Origin of the sequence: Psychrobacillus sp. FSL K6-1267 (assembly GCF_038003265.1) — a bacterium.
GTDB lineage: Bacteria > Bacillota > Bacilli > Bacillales_A > Planococcaceae > Psychrobacillus > Psychrobacillus faecigallinarum.
In genome coordinates this window covers 3,982,704-3,994,921 of sequence record NZ_JBBOOR010000001.1, presented here as the reverse complement: position 1 = coordinate 3,994,921, position 12,218 = coordinate 3,982,704, and the positions used below count along the sequence as shown (strand labels likewise).

24 protein-coding genes are annotated in these 12,218 nt (G+C 39.8%); all 24 read left to right on the top strand.

The window, feature by feature from the left end:
• Positions 1-332 precede the first annotated feature (332 nt).
• The 24 genes from rpsJ (at position 333) to infA (ending at position 12,185) form a co-directional block, all read left to right on the top strand.
• The gene (rpsJ, locus tag MHB55_RS20560; RefSeq protein ID WP_042478628.1) at positions 333-641 is read left to right on the top strand and encodes a 30S ribosomal protein S10; all 309 of its coding nucleotides are present in this window, start codon (positions 333-335) and stop codon (positions 639-641) included.
• Between the two features lie 45 nt (positions 642-686).
• On the top strand, positions 687-1,316 hold the full coding sequence (gene rplC / locus MHB55_RS20555) for a 50S ribosomal protein L3 (protein WP_144540976.1): 630 nt from the start codon (positions 687-689) through the stop codon (positions 1,314-1,316).
• A 26-nt stretch (positions 1,317-1,342) separates the two neighbouring features.
• Positions 1,343-1,966 carry a 50S ribosomal protein L4 gene (rplD, locus tag MHB55_RS20550; RefSeq protein WP_144540978.1) on the top strand — a complete coding sequence of 208 codons (624 nt, stop codon included), beginning with the start codon at positions 1,343-1,345 and terminating at the stop codon, positions 1,964-1,966.
• A complete protein-coding gene (gene rplW, locus MHB55_RS20545) occupies positions 1,966-2,250 on the top strand; it encodes a 50S ribosomal protein L23 (RefSeq protein WP_144540980.1) in 285 nt (94 codons plus the stop codon). The genes rplD and rplW overlap by 1 nt, the downstream gene beginning before the upstream one ends.
• Positions 2,251-2,291: 41 nt before the next feature.
• The gene (rplB, locus tag MHB55_RS20540; protein WP_144540982.1) at positions 2,292-3,122 is read left to right on the top strand and encodes a 50S ribosomal protein L2; all 831 of its coding nucleotides are present in this window, start codon (positions 2,292-2,294) and stop codon (positions 3,120-3,122) included.
• Positions 3,123-3,182: 60 nt separating this feature from the next.
• Positions 3,183-3,461: a 30S ribosomal protein S19 gene (rpsS, locus tag MHB55_RS20535; protein WP_090567829.1), complete on the top strand. Its 279-nt coding sequence runs from the start codon at positions 3,183-3,185 to the stop codon at positions 3,459-3,461.
• A gap of 20 nt (positions 3,462-3,481) precedes the next feature.
• On the top strand, positions 3,482-3,826 hold the full coding sequence (gene rplV, locus MHB55_RS20530; protein WP_144540983.1) for a 50S ribosomal protein L22: 345 nt from the start codon (positions 3,482-3,484) through the stop codon (positions 3,824-3,826).
• Between the two features lie 3 nt (positions 3,827-3,829).
• Positions 3,830-4,486, top strand: a complete 657-nt coding sequence (gene rpsC, locus MHB55_RS20525; protein ID WP_144540985.1) for a 30S ribosomal protein S3 — start codon at positions 3,830-3,832, stop codon at positions 4,484-4,486.
• Position 4,487: 1 nt separating this feature from the next.
• On the top strand, positions 4,488-4,922 hold the full coding sequence (gene rplP / locus MHB55_RS20520; RefSeq protein WP_144540987.1) for a 50S ribosomal protein L16: 435 nt from the start codon (positions 4,488-4,490) through the stop codon (positions 4,920-4,922).
• Complete coding sequence (gene rpmC / locus MHB55_RS20515; RefSeq protein WP_053591325.1) at positions 4,912-5,112, top strand: 50S ribosomal protein L29; 201 nt, start codon at positions 4,912-4,914, stop codon at positions 5,110-5,112. The genes rplP and rpmC overlap by 11 nt, the downstream gene beginning before the upstream one ends.
• Positions 5,113-5,130: 18 nt before the next feature.
• Positions 5,131-5,394: a 30S ribosomal protein S17 gene (gene rpsQ / locus MHB55_RS20510; protein ID WP_144540989.1), complete on the top strand. Its 264-nt coding sequence runs from the start codon at positions 5,131-5,133 to the stop codon at positions 5,392-5,394.
• A 44-nt stretch (positions 5,395-5,438) separates the two neighbouring features.
• Positions 5,439-5,807: a 50S ribosomal protein L14 gene (gene rplN, locus MHB55_RS20505; RefSeq protein ID WP_053591327.1), complete on the top strand. Its 369-nt coding sequence runs from the start codon at positions 5,439-5,441 to the stop codon at positions 5,805-5,807.
• A gap of 37 nt (positions 5,808-5,844) precedes the next feature.
• A complete protein-coding gene (gene rplX / locus MHB55_RS20500) occupies positions 5,845-6,153 on the top strand; it encodes a 50S ribosomal protein L24 (protein WP_144540991.1) in 309 nt (102 codons plus the stop codon).
• 23 nt (positions 6,154-6,176) lie between these two features.
• A complete protein-coding gene (rplE, locus tag MHB55_RS20495; RefSeq protein ID WP_144540993.1) occupies positions 6,177-6,716 on the top strand; it encodes a 50S ribosomal protein L5 in 540 nt (179 codons plus the stop codon).
• Between the two features lie 18 nt (positions 6,717-6,734).
• On the top strand, positions 6,735-6,920 hold the full coding sequence (gene rpsN / locus MHB55_RS20490) for a 30S ribosomal protein S14 (protein WP_053591330.1): 186 nt from the start codon (positions 6,735-6,737) through the stop codon (positions 6,918-6,920).
• 30 nt (positions 6,921-6,950) lie between these two features.
• A complete protein-coding gene (gene rpsH, locus MHB55_RS20485; protein ID WP_144540995.1) occupies positions 6,951-7,349 on the top strand; it encodes a 30S ribosomal protein S8 in 399 nt (132 codons plus the stop codon).
• Between the two features lie 30 nt (positions 7,350-7,379).
• The gene (rplF, locus tag MHB55_RS20480) at positions 7,380-7,919 is read left to right on the top strand and encodes a 50S ribosomal protein L6 (protein WP_144540997.1); all 540 of its coding nucleotides are present in this window, start codon (positions 7,380-7,382) and stop codon (positions 7,917-7,919) included.
• 30 nt (positions 7,920-7,949) lie between these two features.
• Positions 7,950-8,309 (top strand): 50S ribosomal protein L18, encoded by a 360-nt coding sequence (rplR, locus tag MHB55_RS20475; protein ID WP_144540999.1) that lies wholly within the window; start codon positions 7,950-7,952, stop codon positions 8,307-8,309.
• A gap of 21 nt (positions 8,310-8,330) precedes the next feature.
• Positions 8,331-8,831, top strand: coding sequence for a 30S ribosomal protein S5 (gene rpsE, locus MHB55_RS20470; protein WP_144541001.1), 501 nt, complete (start codon positions 8,331-8,333; stop codon positions 8,829-8,831).
• Between the two features lie 14 nt (positions 8,832-8,845).
• Positions 8,846-9,028: a 50S ribosomal protein L30 gene (gene rpmD / locus MHB55_RS20465; RefSeq protein ID WP_144541003.1), complete on the top strand. Its 183-nt coding sequence runs from the start codon at positions 8,846-8,848 to the stop codon at positions 9,026-9,028.
• Between the two features lie 32 nt (positions 9,029-9,060).
• Entirely contained in the window at positions 9,061-9,501 is a 441-nt protein-coding gene (gene rplO / locus MHB55_RS20460; protein WP_144541006.1) for a 50S ribosomal protein L15, read from the top strand.
• Complete coding sequence (gene secY, locus MHB55_RS20455) at positions 9,501-10,793, top strand: preprotein translocase subunit SecY (protein WP_144541008.1); 1,293 nt, start codon at positions 9,501-9,503, stop codon at positions 10,791-10,793. The genes rplO and secY overlap by 1 nt, the downstream gene beginning before the upstream one ends.
• 65 nt (positions 10,794-10,858) lie before the next feature.
• Positions 10,859-11,512, top strand: a complete 654-nt coding sequence (locus MHB55_RS20450; protein ID WP_144541010.1) for an adenylate kinase — start codon at positions 10,859-10,861, stop codon at positions 11,510-11,512.
• 454 nt (positions 11,513-11,966) lie between these two features.
• Complete coding sequence (gene infA, locus MHB55_RS20445) at positions 11,967-12,185, top strand: translation initiation factor IF-1 (protein WP_016429904.1); 219 nt, start codon at positions 11,967-11,969, stop codon at positions 12,183-12,185.
• The last annotated feature ends 33 nt before the right edge of the window (positions 12,186-12,218 follow it).

Sequence of the window (12,218 nt, the reverse complement as noted above, 5' to 3'; positions counted from 1 at the left end):
TAATTATCGAGGAAGACAATGGAGCTATCACTTTTCTTATCGGAGGAATTTCTACCATTCATTTCATTTGTAATTTAAATAAGAATTTTATATACTAGAAAACGGCTAAAAAAACGCATAGTTTAAATGAATATATAAATAGTTGAAGCATATAAAAAGAATTCAAGAAAAAGACTTGCATATTCTTTTTTTATTGTATATAATGTTGAATGTTGGTCTTTGACTGCGATGAAACGAGAGGTTACCGACACACCCGGCCGCTTTGCCATGGCGAGTGTACGGAAAATTTTCGTGGAGAATGTCTAGAAAATAGGCGAAAAGGAGGGAAAATAATGGCAAAACAAAAAATTCGTATTCGTTTAAAAGCGTATGATCACAGAATCCTGGATCAATCTGCTGAGAAAATTGTAGAAACTGCTAAACGTTCAGGTGCAAGTGTATCGGGTCCGATTCCACTTCCGACTGAAAGATCTGTGTATACGATTCTTCGTGCTGTTCATAAGTATAAAGATTCTCGTGAGCAATTCGAAATGCGTACGCATAAACGTCTTATCGATATCGTTAACCCAACACCACAAACTGTTGATGCGTTAATGAAGCTTGATTTACCATCTGGCGTTGATATTGAAATCAAACTTTAATGGTAAAAGATAAAAAACAACTAATTATTATAGGAGGTGTGACGGATGACCAAAGGAATCTTAGGTAGAAAAATCGGTATGACGCAAGTATTTGCTGAGAACGGTGACTTAATCCCTGTAACAGTTATTGAAGCTACTCCAAACGTAGTACTTCAAAAGAAAACTGCAGAAACAGACGGTTACGAAGCGATTCAGTTAGGTTTTGAAGATAAGCGCGAAAAGCTTTCTAACAAACCTGCTAAAGGACACGTAGCTAAAGCTAGCACCGCTCCTAAGCGCTTCATCCGCGAATTCCGCGGCTTGGATACAGCTAATTACGAGGTTGGTCAAGAAGTCAACGTAGAAAGTTTTGCAGAAGGCGATGTAATTGATGTAACAGGTATTACTAAAGGTAAAGGTTTCCAAGGTGTTATTAAACGCCACGGACAATCTCGTGGACCAATGGCCCATGGATCTCGTTATCACCGTCGTCCAGGTTCAATGGGGCCAGTTGCTCCGAACCGTGTATTCAAACAAAAGAAATTACCTGGTCAAATGGGTGGACACACAGTAACAATCCAAAACTTACAAATCGTAAGAGTGGATGCTGAACGTAACCTATTATTAGTAAAAGGTAATGTTCCTGGTTCTCGTAAATCATTAGTAGTTGTTAAGGCTGCTATTAAATCGAAATAATTCTCTGAAGAAAGGAGGAAACAGGAATGACAAAAGTATCTTTATTCAATCAAGCAGGATCTTCTGTTGGGGAAATCGAGTTAAACGATAAAGTTTTCGGAATTGAACCAAACGAATCTGTGCTATTTGAAGCTATCATTTCTCAACGTGCTTCACTTCGTCAAGGTAATCACAAAGTGAAAAATCGTTCTGAAGTAGCTGGTGGTGGTCGTAAACCATGGAAGCAAAAAGGAACAGGTCGTGCTCGTCAAGGTTCGATCCGCTCTCCACAATGGCGTGGCGGTGGTACTGTATTTGGTCCAGTTCCACGTAGCTATAGCTATAAATTACCTAAGAAAGTACGTCGTTTAGCTCTTCTTTCAGCTCTTTCATCTAAAGTGCGTGAAGAAAGCATCGTAGTACTTGAAGGGTTAGCATTTGATGCTCCAAAAACAAAAGAATTTGTGAAAGTGTTATCTAACCTTTCAATCAATAAAAAAGCGTTAGTAGTAACTGCTGATTTAGATGAAAACGTAGCATTAGCTGCTCGTAACATCCCTGGAATCACAGTTGTGTCTGCAACAGGCATTAACGTATTAGATTTAGTTGGTCACGATAAATTAGTGATGACTAAAGCTGCAGTAGAAAAAGTAGAGGAGGTGCTTGGTTAATGGAAGCACGTGATATTATTAAACGTCCGGTCATTACCGAGCGTTCTTCTGAAGTAATGGCAGATAAAAAGTACACTTTCGAAGTGGACACTCGCGCTAACAAAACACAAGTTAAATATGCAGTTGAAGAAATCTTTGGAGTAGATGTTGAAAAAGTTAACATCATGAACTACAAAGGTAAATTCAAACGCGTAGGTAAATTTGGCGGTTATACTAACAAACGTCGTAAAGCGATTGTTACATTAACTACAGACAGCAAAGAAATTGAGTTATTCGAAATTTAATCCTTTAACAAGGAATTAATAATCAAGAAGGAGGGAATAAAATGGCGATTAGAAAGTATAAACCAACGACAAACGGACGTCGTAACATGACTTCACTTGACTACGCTGAAATCACAACGAACAAGCCTGAGAAATCACTTCTTGCTCCTGTTAAGCGTAAAGGCGGCCGTAACAATCAAGGTAAAATTACTGTTCGTCATCATGGTGGTGGACACAAACGCCAATACCGCGTAATTGATTTCAAACGAAACAAAGACGGTATTCCAGCACGTGTTGCTACTATTGAATATGATCCAAACCGTTCTGCAAACATCGCATTACTAAATTATGCTGATGGGGAAAAACGCTATATCCTAGCTCCTAAAGGCTTAGAAGTTGGAATGACAATCGTGTCAGGTCCAGAAGCTGATATTAAAGTAGGTAACGCACTTCCATTGCAAAACATTCCAATGGGTACTACTATCCATAACATCGAAATGAAACCTGGTAAAGGTGGTCAGTTAGTTCGTTCTGCTGGTACATCTGCTCAATTATTAGGTAAAGAAGGTAAGTACGTTATCGTACGTTTACAATCTGGTGAAGTTCGTTTAATCCTAGGTGTTTGCCGCGCTACTGTTGGTGAAGTAGGAAATGAACAACATGAACTTGTAAACATCGGTAAAGCAGGTCGTAATCGTTGGTTAGGTAAACGCCCAACTGTACGTGGATCTGTAATGAACCCTAACGACCATCCACACGGTGGTGGTGAAGGACGTACTCCAATCGGACGTAAGTCTCCAATGTCTCCATGGGGTAAACCAACTCTTGGATACAAAACTCGTAGCAAGAAAAACAAATCCGACAAACTTATTATTCGTCGTCGTAAAAAATAAAGTGGTTTTACTACGGTTCAAAGAACGAGCCGTGGTGCAATCACAGAGGGAGGTTTCAGCATGGGTCGTAGCTTGAAAAAAGGACCTTTCGCAGACGATCATTTATTGAAAAAGGTCGATGCACAAAAGGACTCTGAGAAAAAACAAGTGATTAAGACTTGGTCTCGCCGTTCAACAATTTTCCCTACTTTTATCGGATTAACAATCGCAGTATATGACGGACGTAAACATGTACCGGTATACGTGACTGAAGATATGGTAGGTCATAAACTAGGCGAGTTTGCACCAACACGCGCTTATAAAAGTCATGGTGCAGATGATAAGAAAACAAGACGCTAATTTGAGAGGAGGTCATTCAAATGTCACAAGCAAAAGCTATTGCTAAAACAGTGCGCATTGCTCCTCGTAAGGTAAGATTAGTCGTTGATTTAATCAGAGGTAAGCAAGTCGGTGAAGCAGTTGCAATTTTACAACTTACTCCTAAAGCAGCATCTCCTGTTGTTGAGAAAGTATTAAAATCTGCTATTGCAAACGCTGAGCACAATTATGATTTAGATATTAACAACCTAGTTGTTTCTGAAGTATTTGTTGATGAAGGTCCAACATTGAAACGTTTCCGTCCACGTGCGATGGGTCGTGCAAGTGCTATCAACAAACGTACAAGCCACATTACTGTAGTGGTATCTGAGAAGAAGGAGGGATAATTCGTGGGTCAAAAAGTTCATCCAATAGGAATGCGAGTTGGGATCATTCGTGACTGGGAGTCAAAATGGTACGCTGGTAAAGACTATGCAAACTTACTTCATGAAGATTTAAAAATTCGTAAGTATATCGAAACTCGTTTAAAAGATGCTTCAGTTTCTACTGTAGAAATCGAACGTGCTGCTAAACGTGTTAACATCACTATTCACACTGCGAAACCAGGAATGGTAATCGGTAAAGGTGGTACTGAAGTCGAAGCACTTCGTAAACACTTGAACGATATCACTGGCAAGCGTGTACACATCAACATCGTAGAAATTAAAAGAGCTGACCTTGATGCTAAATTAGTAGCTGAAAGTATTGCACGCCAATTAGAAGGCCGCGTATCTTTCCGTCGTGCTCAAAAACAAGCAATTCAACGCACAATGCGTGCTGGCGCTAAAGGTATTAAAACTCAAGTATCTGGACGCTTAGGCGGCGCTGACATTGCGCGTGCTGAACATTACAGCGAAGGAACTGTACCACTTCATACATTACGTGCAGATATCGATTATGCACATGCTGAAGCTGACACTACTTACGGTAAGTTAGGCGTTAAAGTATGGATCTATCGTGGTGAAGTCCTTCCAGTTAAGAAGAACTCTGAGGAAGGAGGCAAATAATATGTTAATGCCTAAACGCGTTAAATATCGTCGCGAACACCGTGGGAAAATGCGTGGTGAAGCAAAAGGCGGTAAAGAAATAGCATTCGGTGAGTTTGGTTTACAAGCAACTGAAGCTAGCTGGATTACAAGTCGTCAAATTGAATCAGCTCGTATTGCAATGACACGTTACATGAAACGTGGCGGTAAAGTATGGATTAAAATCTTCCCACATAAACCTTATACGAAAAAGCCTCTAGAGGTTCGTATGGGATCCGGTAAAGGTGCTCCTGAAGGTTGGGTAGCTGTAGTTAAACCAGGGAAAATTATGTTTGAAATTGCTGGCGTATCTGAAGAGGTAGCTCGCGAAGCTTTACGCTTAGCATCTCATAAGCTTCCTATTAAATGTAAGATAGTTAAACGTCAAGAAATTGGTGGTGAATCTAATGAAAGCTAATGACATCCGTGAACTTACTACTGCAGAAATTGAACAAAAGGTAAAATCACTGAAAGAAGAGCTTTTCAACCTTCGCTTCCAATTGGCGACTGGTCAATTAGAAAACACAGCTCGCATTCGTGAAGTTCGTAAGGCGATTGCACGTATGAAAACTGTGATTCGCGAAAGAGAAATCAGTGCAAACAACTGATAAAGGAGGTTTTCAGGCATGACTGAGCGTAATCAACGCAAAGTATACACTGGCCGTGTAGTTTCTGACAAAATGGAAAAAACTATTACTGTTTTAGTTGAGACTCATAAAAAACACAAATTATACGGTAAGCGTGTAAAATATTCTAAGAAATTTAAGGCTCATGATGAGCAAAACGAAGCCCAAATCGGCGATATCGTCCGTATCATGGAAACTCGTCCGCTATCAGCTACAAAACGTTTCCGTTTACTGGAAGTTGTAGAAAAAGCGGTTATTATCTAATAATAAATTTCGGAACTAATTAATTCCGGAGGGAGGTAACCTAAGTGATCCAACAAGAAACTCGTATGAAAGTTGCAGACAACTCAGGTGCACGTGAAGTTTTAACAATAAAAGTACTTGGTGGTACTGGACGTAAGACTGCTAATATCGGCGATATCGTCGTATGTACAGTTAAGAAAGCAACACCAGGTGGCGTTGTCAAGAAGGGTGACGTAGTTAAAGCAGTTATCGTTCGCACTAAAAGCGGCGTACGCCGTAAAGACGGAACTTATATCAAATTTGATGAGAATGCATGCGTTATTATCAAAGACGATAAAGGACCGCGTGGAACTCGTATTTTCGGACCTGTTGCGCGTGAACTACGTGACAGCAACTTCATGAAAATCGTATCTTTAGCTCCAGAAGTTCTTTAATTATCATGAAAGTGCCAATCAAGGAGGTGCGACAAGAATGCATGTTAAAAAAGGCGACAAAGTAATGGTGATCTCGGGTAAAGACAAAGGGAAAACAGGCGTTATCCTTACAGCTTATCCGAAGAAAGACCGTGTTTTAGTTGAAGGTGTCAACATCATCAAAAAACACATGAAGCCAAACCAAGCTAATCCGCAAGGAGGAATTGAGAGCCGTGAGGCTGCAATTCACGTATCGAATGTTATGTTAATCGACCCAAAAACTGGCGAGCCGACTCGCGTAGGTTATAAAGTAGAAGATGGCAAAAAAGTTCGTGTTGCGAAAAAATCTGGTGAAATTATTAAATAAGTAAAGAGAAAGGAGGTACACACATGAACCGCCTAAAAGAAAAGTATCTTAAGGAAGTTTCTCCTGCTCTAATGAGCAAGTTTGAATATAGTTCAGTAATGCAAGTTCCTAAAGTTGATAAAATTGTTATCAACATGGGTGTGGGTGATGCTGTATCTAATACAAAAGCACTTGATGCTGCTGTTGAAGAATTACAAATTATTTCAGGTCAAAAACCTGTAGTTACGAAAGCTAAAAAATCGATCGCTGGATTCCGTCTACGTGAAGGTATGCCAATCGGTGCAAAAGTTACATTACGCGGAGAGCGTATGTATGACTTTTTGGATAAATTAATCTCTATCTCTCTTCCACGTGTACGTGACTTCCGTGGTGTTTCTAAAAAAGCATTTGACGGTCGCGGTAACTACACTTTAGGAGTAAAAGAGCAATTAATCTTCCCTGAAATCGATTATGATAAAGTTTCGAAAGTACGCGGTATGGACATCGTAATTGTAACAACTGCGAACTCTGACGAAGAAGCTCGTGAGTTATTAACACAGTTCGGTATGCCATTCCAAAAGTAAAATAAGGGAGGCGAAAACGTGGCTAAAAAATCAATGATCGTTAAACAACAACGTACGCCAAAGTTCAAAGTGCAAGAATACACACGCTGTGAGCGTTGTGGACGTCCGCACTCTGTATATCGTAAATTTAAGCTTTGCCGTATTTGTTTCCGTGAACTTGCATACAAGGGACAAATTCCTGGCGTTAAAAAAGCAAGCTGGTAATCCCCTATAACTGGGAAGGAGGTAAATGTAATGACAATGTCAGATCCAATTGCAGATATGCTAACACGCATTCGTAATGCTAACATGGTTCGTCACGAGAAATTAGAAATTCCTGCTTCAAACTTGAAAAAGGAAATCGCTGAAATTTTAAAACGCGAAGGTTTCATCCGTGACGTTGAATATGTAGAAGATAGCAAACAAGGAATCATCCGTATCTTCTTAAAATATGGTCAAAACGACGAGCGCGTTATCACTGGTTTGAAACGTATTTCAAAACCTGGTCTACGCGTTTACGCTAAAACAAACGAAGTGCCTAAAGTATTGAACGGTTTAGGAATTGCTTTAGTTTCTACTTCAAATGGTTTATTAACAGATAAAGAAGCTCGCGCTAAACAAGTTGGCGGAGAAATCGTAGCTTACGTTTGGTAATAATCAACAAACGAATGGAGGTGCAACAAAATGTCTCGAGTAGGTAAAAAACCAATAGAGGTTCCTGCTAACGTTACTGTTACAGTTAGCGCTGATAACTCAGTAGTCGTTAAAGGACCAAAAGGTGAATTAACAAATTCTTTTAACCAAGATATCAAGATTGAACAAGAAGGTAATGTTATTACTTTAGTTCGTCCTTCAGATTCTAAAGAACACCGTACAATCCATGGCACAACTCGTGCTTTATTAGCAAACATGATTACTGGTGTTTCTGAAGGATTTGCACGTGGACTTGAATTAGTTGGGGTTGGTTACCGTGCACAATTACAAGGTAAGAAACTTGTACTTAACGTAGGGTACTCTCATCCAGTTGAATTCACTCCTGAAGATGGACTTGAAGTTGAAGTTCCTTCTAATACAAAAGTTATCGTTCGCGGTATTAACAAAGAACGCGTTGGTGCATTAGCATCTAACATCCGTCAAGTTCGCCCACCTGAGCCTTATAAAGGTAAAGGTATTCGCTATGAAGGTGAAGTTGTACGCCGCAAAGAAGGTAAAACAGGTAAATAATGCATTGCGCATTAGAAAGGAGTGACTACTGTGATTACGAAACAAGACAAAAATCAAGTTCGTAAGAAACGTCATGCACGTGTTCGTACAAAAATCACGGGTACTACTGAACGTCCTCGTTTAAATGTATTCCGTTCTAATAAACACTTATACGCTCAACTTATTGATGATGCACAAGGTGTAACAATCGTAAGTGCATCAACTATGGACAAAGATTTCAATGGCACAGCTGGAAACGTTGAAGCTGCTAAATTGATCGGAGAAACAATCGCTAAACGCGCTACTGAAAAGAACATTAAATCTGTTGTATTCGACCGTGGCGGTTACTTATATCATGGACGTGTTAAAGCGTTAGCTGAAGCTGCACGTGAAAACGGCTTAGAATTTTAAGAAGAAGGAGGGACATATTTCATGCGTGGTATTGACCCAAACAAACTTGAACTTGAAGAACGCGTAGTAACAATTAATCGTGTTGCTAAAGTTGTAAAAGGTGGACGTCGTTTCCGTTTTACTGCATTAGTAGTAGTTGGAGACAAAAACGGACATGTAGGATTTGGTACTGGGAAAGCTCAAGAGGTTCCAGATGCTATCCGTAAAGCAGTTGAAGATGCGAAGAAAAACCTAATTGAAGTACCAAGAGTTGGCGGAACTACTCCTCACCAAGTAATTGGTCGCTTTGGAGCTGGATCTATTCTAGTTAAACCAGCAGCACCAGGTACTGGAGTTATCGCTGGAGGACCGGTTCGTGCGGTTCTTGAATTAGCTGGTATTACTGATATTCTTTCGAAATCACTTGGATCTAACACACCAATTAACATGGTTCGTGCTACAGTACAAGGTTTAAATCAACTAAAACGTGCTGAGGACGTTGCTAAATTACGTGGTAAATCAGTAGAAGAACTGTTAGGATAAGGGGGGAAATTACAATGGCAACTAAATTAGAAATCACCCTTACTAAAAGCTTGATTGGTGCAAAACCAAATCAACGCAAAACAGCAGAAGCTCTTGGATTACGTAAACTTCATCAAACAGTTGAGCACCAAGACAACGCCGCTATCCGCGGAATGGTTGGCAAAGTAGCTCACTTAGTAACTTTGAAAGAAATTTAAGGTTTATTTTAAGAATAAGGAGGTGCCACCATATGAAACTTCATGAGTTAAAACCAGCAGAAGGATCTCGCTCTACACGTAACCGCGTAGGTCGTGGTATCGGTTCTGGTAACGGTAAAACTGCAGGTAGAGGTCATAAAGGTCAGAATTCTCGTTCAGGCGGAGGAGTACGTCCAGGATTTGAAGGGGGTCAAAACCCTTTATTCCGTCGTTTACCAAAACGTGGATTTACTAACATCAACCGTAAAGAATATGCAATTGTGAACCTTGACACATTAAATCGTTTCGAAGAAGGCACAGAAGTTACACCTGCTCTATTAATTGAAACAGGTGTTGTGAGTAGTGAAAAATCTGGTATTAAGATCTTAGGTAATGGAACTCTTGAGAAGAAACTATCAGTAAAAGCTCACAAATTCTCTGCGACAGCAAAAGAAGCAATCGAGAATGCTGGCGGACAAACTGAGGTGGTTTAATGTTTCAGACAATCTCCAACTTTATGCGTGTGAGAGATATTCGAAATAAAATCATTTTTACCTTATTGATGCTAATCGTGTTTCGTATTGGGACATTTGTTCCAGTACCTCACGTTAATGCAGATGCGTTAAAGCAAACCGATGAATTAGGTTTGATTGGTTTCTTAAATACATTTGGTGGTGGAGCACTTGCTAACTTCTCTATTTTAGCAATGGGTATCATGCCATATATTACAGCATCAATCATCGTTCAGTTGTTACAAATGGACGTTGTTCCGAAGTTTACAGAGTGGGCAAAACAAGGTGAAGTCGGAAGACGGAAGCTTGCTCAATTTACTCGTTACTTCACAATTGTTTTAGCTTTTATACAAGCGATTGCTATGTCATATGGGTTTAACCAAATGTATAGCGGTTCTTTGATAAAAGATGAAGGAATCATGACCTACTTAACCATCGCAATCGTATTAACTGCAGGTACTGCATTCTTAATGTGGTTAGGTGAGCAAATCACCTCTAAAGGCGTGGGTAATGGTATTTCCGTGATTATCTTCGCAGGGATTGTTGCAGCTATTCCAAACGGTATAAACCAATTGTATGCTCAACAAATTCAAGATGCTGGTGATGCTTTATTCATCAACATCGTGATTATTATCTTGCTTTTATTGGCAATCATTGCTGTTACAGTAGGAGTTATTTACGTTCAACAAGCGTTGCGTAAAATTCCTATTCAATATGCAAAACGTGTTGCGGGCTCTTCTCAAACTGGAGGTCAACAAACACATTTACCTTTAAAAGTTAATGCTGCGGGAGTTATCCCAGTAATCTTTGCATCTGCGTTCCTTATGGCTCCGCAGTCTATCATTTTGTTCTTTGGTGAGAACAAAACGACAGAATTTATTAGAAATATGTTAGATTACACTCAGCCAGTAGGTATGATCATTTATGTTGCTTTGATAGCTGCCTTTACATATTTCTATGCGTTCATTCAGGTGAACCCGGAAAATGTAGCAGACAACTTGAAAAAGCAAGGTGCGTATATTCCAGGTATCCGTCCGGGGATAAACACACAAAATTACTTAACAAGCGTCTTATACCGTTTAACATTTGTAGGTGCTATTTTCTTAGCAGTAATCTCTATTATGCCATTATTATTTGTAAAGTTTGCTGGTTTACCACAATCTATACAAATTGGCGGAACAAGTCTGCTAATCATTGTTGGGGTAGCCCTTGAAACAATGAAACAATTAGAATCGCAATTAGTTAAACGTCACTATAAAGGCTTTATGAAATAATGTCGGTTTTTAGGAACGGTTAGAGTTCCTAAAAATCAACAAATAGTCCTGGGGGGCATTTCCGTATGAATATCGTTTTAATGGGTCTGCCTGGTGCCGGTAAAGGTACACAAGCAGATAAAATTGTTGAGAAGTACGCAATCCCTCATATTTCTACAGGCGACATGTTTCGTGCAGCTATTAAAGAAGGCACGGAGCTTGGTTTAAAAGCAAAATCGTTTATGGATCAAGGTGCATTAGTACCCGATGAAGTTACGATTGGTATTGTTCGTGAAAGATTAAGTAAACCAGATTGCGATCAAGGATTCCTATTAGATGGTTTCCCACGTACAGTTCCTCAAGCTGAAGCTTTAGATGCTTTACTTTCGGATCTAGGGAAATCTATTGAGCATGTGCTTAATATTCAAGTAGAACAAGAAGAATTGATTAAACGTCTAACAGGTCGTCGTATTTGTAAAGAGTGCGGCACTGCTTATCATCTTGTTTTCAACCCACCTGCTAAAGATGGTGTTTGTGACAAAGATGGAGGAGAGCTTTATCAGCGTGCGGACGATAATCCCGAAACGGTGACAAACCGTCTGGAAGTAAATATGAAGCAAACACAACCTTTGCTTGATTTTTATCAGAACAAAGGTGTTTTAAGTAATTTAGATGGCCAGCAAGATATTAAAGTAGTCTTCGCTGACATCGATGCTCTGTTACAGGGCAACCGCATCTAAGAGCCCGGTGCCCGTCGCAGACGACTGAATATCCGGGTAGTATGCAAAGAACGTAAACGTTTTTTTCGAGAGCTGCAAAAGCATATTGCGCCCGGTATACGAACTGGATGAACTTGAAATGTGTTAACAGCGAGGACCCCCTAGTCCACGTGCATTTTGATTTCTGAAAGGGTATAATGGGTTTCGTGGAAAGCATTAATCGAACGGGTACTATGGAACTCATCCAACACATTCGTACGAACATGTTGACATGAGGGAGACAGGTTTCTACCAGTCAGTCTACTCGGTGGATTGCGTTAAAACGAAACCTTACGAGTGTCTTTCGAACATCTCTCATGATTTCCAAACATATGCTTAAAACGAATAGTTTCGTTCATTTTGAGGCTATACTACAGCAAATTACGTTTGAATATTGATGAGAACCTGATTTGTATATAGAAGGGAGACAGGGTTGATGGCGAAAGATGATGTAATTGAAGTCGAAGGAACAGTTGTTGAGACTTTGCCAAACGCGATGTTTAAGGTAGAATTAGAAAACGGTCATACGATACTTGCGCATGTATCGGGTAAAATTCGTATGCACTTTATCCGCATTTTACCTGGAGATAAAGTCACAATTGAACTTTCTCCTTACGATTTAACTCGCGGTCGTATCACGTACCGTTTTAAATAATCTTTTGCACTCCGGACTACTAAGGAGGTTGGG

Bases quoted from the DNA above. Each gene is read 5' to 3' on its own strand.
- rpmC (WP_053591325.1), top strand. From the start codon at position 4,912: ATGAAAGCTAATGACATCCGTGAACTTACTACTGCAGAAATTGAACAA.
- secY (WP_144541008.1), top strand. From the start codon at position 9,501: ATGTTTCAGACAATCTCCAACTTTATGCGTGTGAGAGATATTCGAAAT.
- rplB (WP_144540982.1), top strand. From the start codon at position 2,292: ATGGCGATTAGAAAGTATAAACCAACGACAAACGGACGTCGTAACATG.
- infA (WP_016429904.1), top strand. From the start codon at position 11,967: ATGGCGAAAGATGATGTAATTGAAGTCGAAGGAACAGTTGTTGAGACT.
- rpsJ (WP_042478628.1), top strand. From the start codon at position 333: ATGGCAAAACAAAAAATTCGTATTCGTTTAAAAGCGTATGATCACAGA.
- rplC (WP_144540976.1), top strand. From the start codon at position 687: ATGACCAAAGGAATCTTAGGTAGAAAAATCGGTATGACGCAAGTATTT.
- rpsS (WP_090567829.1), top strand. From the start codon at position 3,183: ATGGGTCGTAGCTTGAAAAAAGGACCTTTCGCAGACGATCATTTATTG.
- rplP (WP_144540987.1), top strand. From the start codon at position 4,488: ATGTTAATGCCTAAACGCGTTAAATATCGTCGCGAACACCGTGGGAAA.
- rplE (WP_144540993.1), top strand. From the start codon at position 6,177: ATGAACCGCCTAAAAGAAAAGTATCTTAAGGAAGTTTCTCCTGCTCTA.
- rpmD (WP_144541003.1), top strand. From the start codon at position 8,846: ATGGCAACTAAATTAGAAATCACCCTTACTAAAAGCTTGATTGGTGCA.
- rplO (WP_144541006.1), top strand. From the start codon at position 9,061: ATGAAACTTCATGAGTTAAAACCAGCAGAAGGATCTCGCTCTACACGT.
- rplD (WP_144540978.1), top strand. From the start codon at position 1,343: ATGACAAAAGTATCTTTATTCAATCAAGCAGGATCTTCTGTTGGGGAA.
- rplW (WP_144540980.1), top strand. From the start codon at position 1,966: ATGGAAGCACGTGATATTATTAAACGTCCGGTCATTACCGAGCGTTCT.
- rpsE (WP_144541001.1), top strand. From the start codon at position 8,331: ATGCGTGGTATTGACCCAAACAAACTTGAACTTGAAGAACGCGTAGTA.
- rplX (WP_144540991.1), top strand. From the start codon at position 5,845: ATGCATGTTAAAAAAGGCGACAAAGTAATGGTGATCTCGGGTAAAGAC.
- rpsQ (WP_144540989.1), top strand. From the start codon at position 5,131: ATGACTGAGCGTAATCAACGCAAAGTATACACTGGCCGTGTAGTTTCT.
- rplF (WP_144540997.1), top strand. From the start codon at position 7,380: ATGTCTCGAGTAGGTAAAAAACCAATAGAGGTTCCTGCTAACGTTACT.
- rplV (WP_144540983.1), top strand. From the start codon at position 3,482: ATGTCACAAGCAAAAGCTATTGCTAAAACAGTGCGCATTGCTCCTCGT.
- MHB55_RS20450 (WP_144541010.1), top strand. From the start codon at position 10,859: ATGAATATCGTTTTAATGGGTCTGCCTGGTGCCGGTAAAGGTACACAA.
- rpsH (WP_144540995.1), top strand. From the start codon at position 6,951: ATGACAATGTCAGATCCAATTGCAGATATGCTAACACGCATTCGTAAT.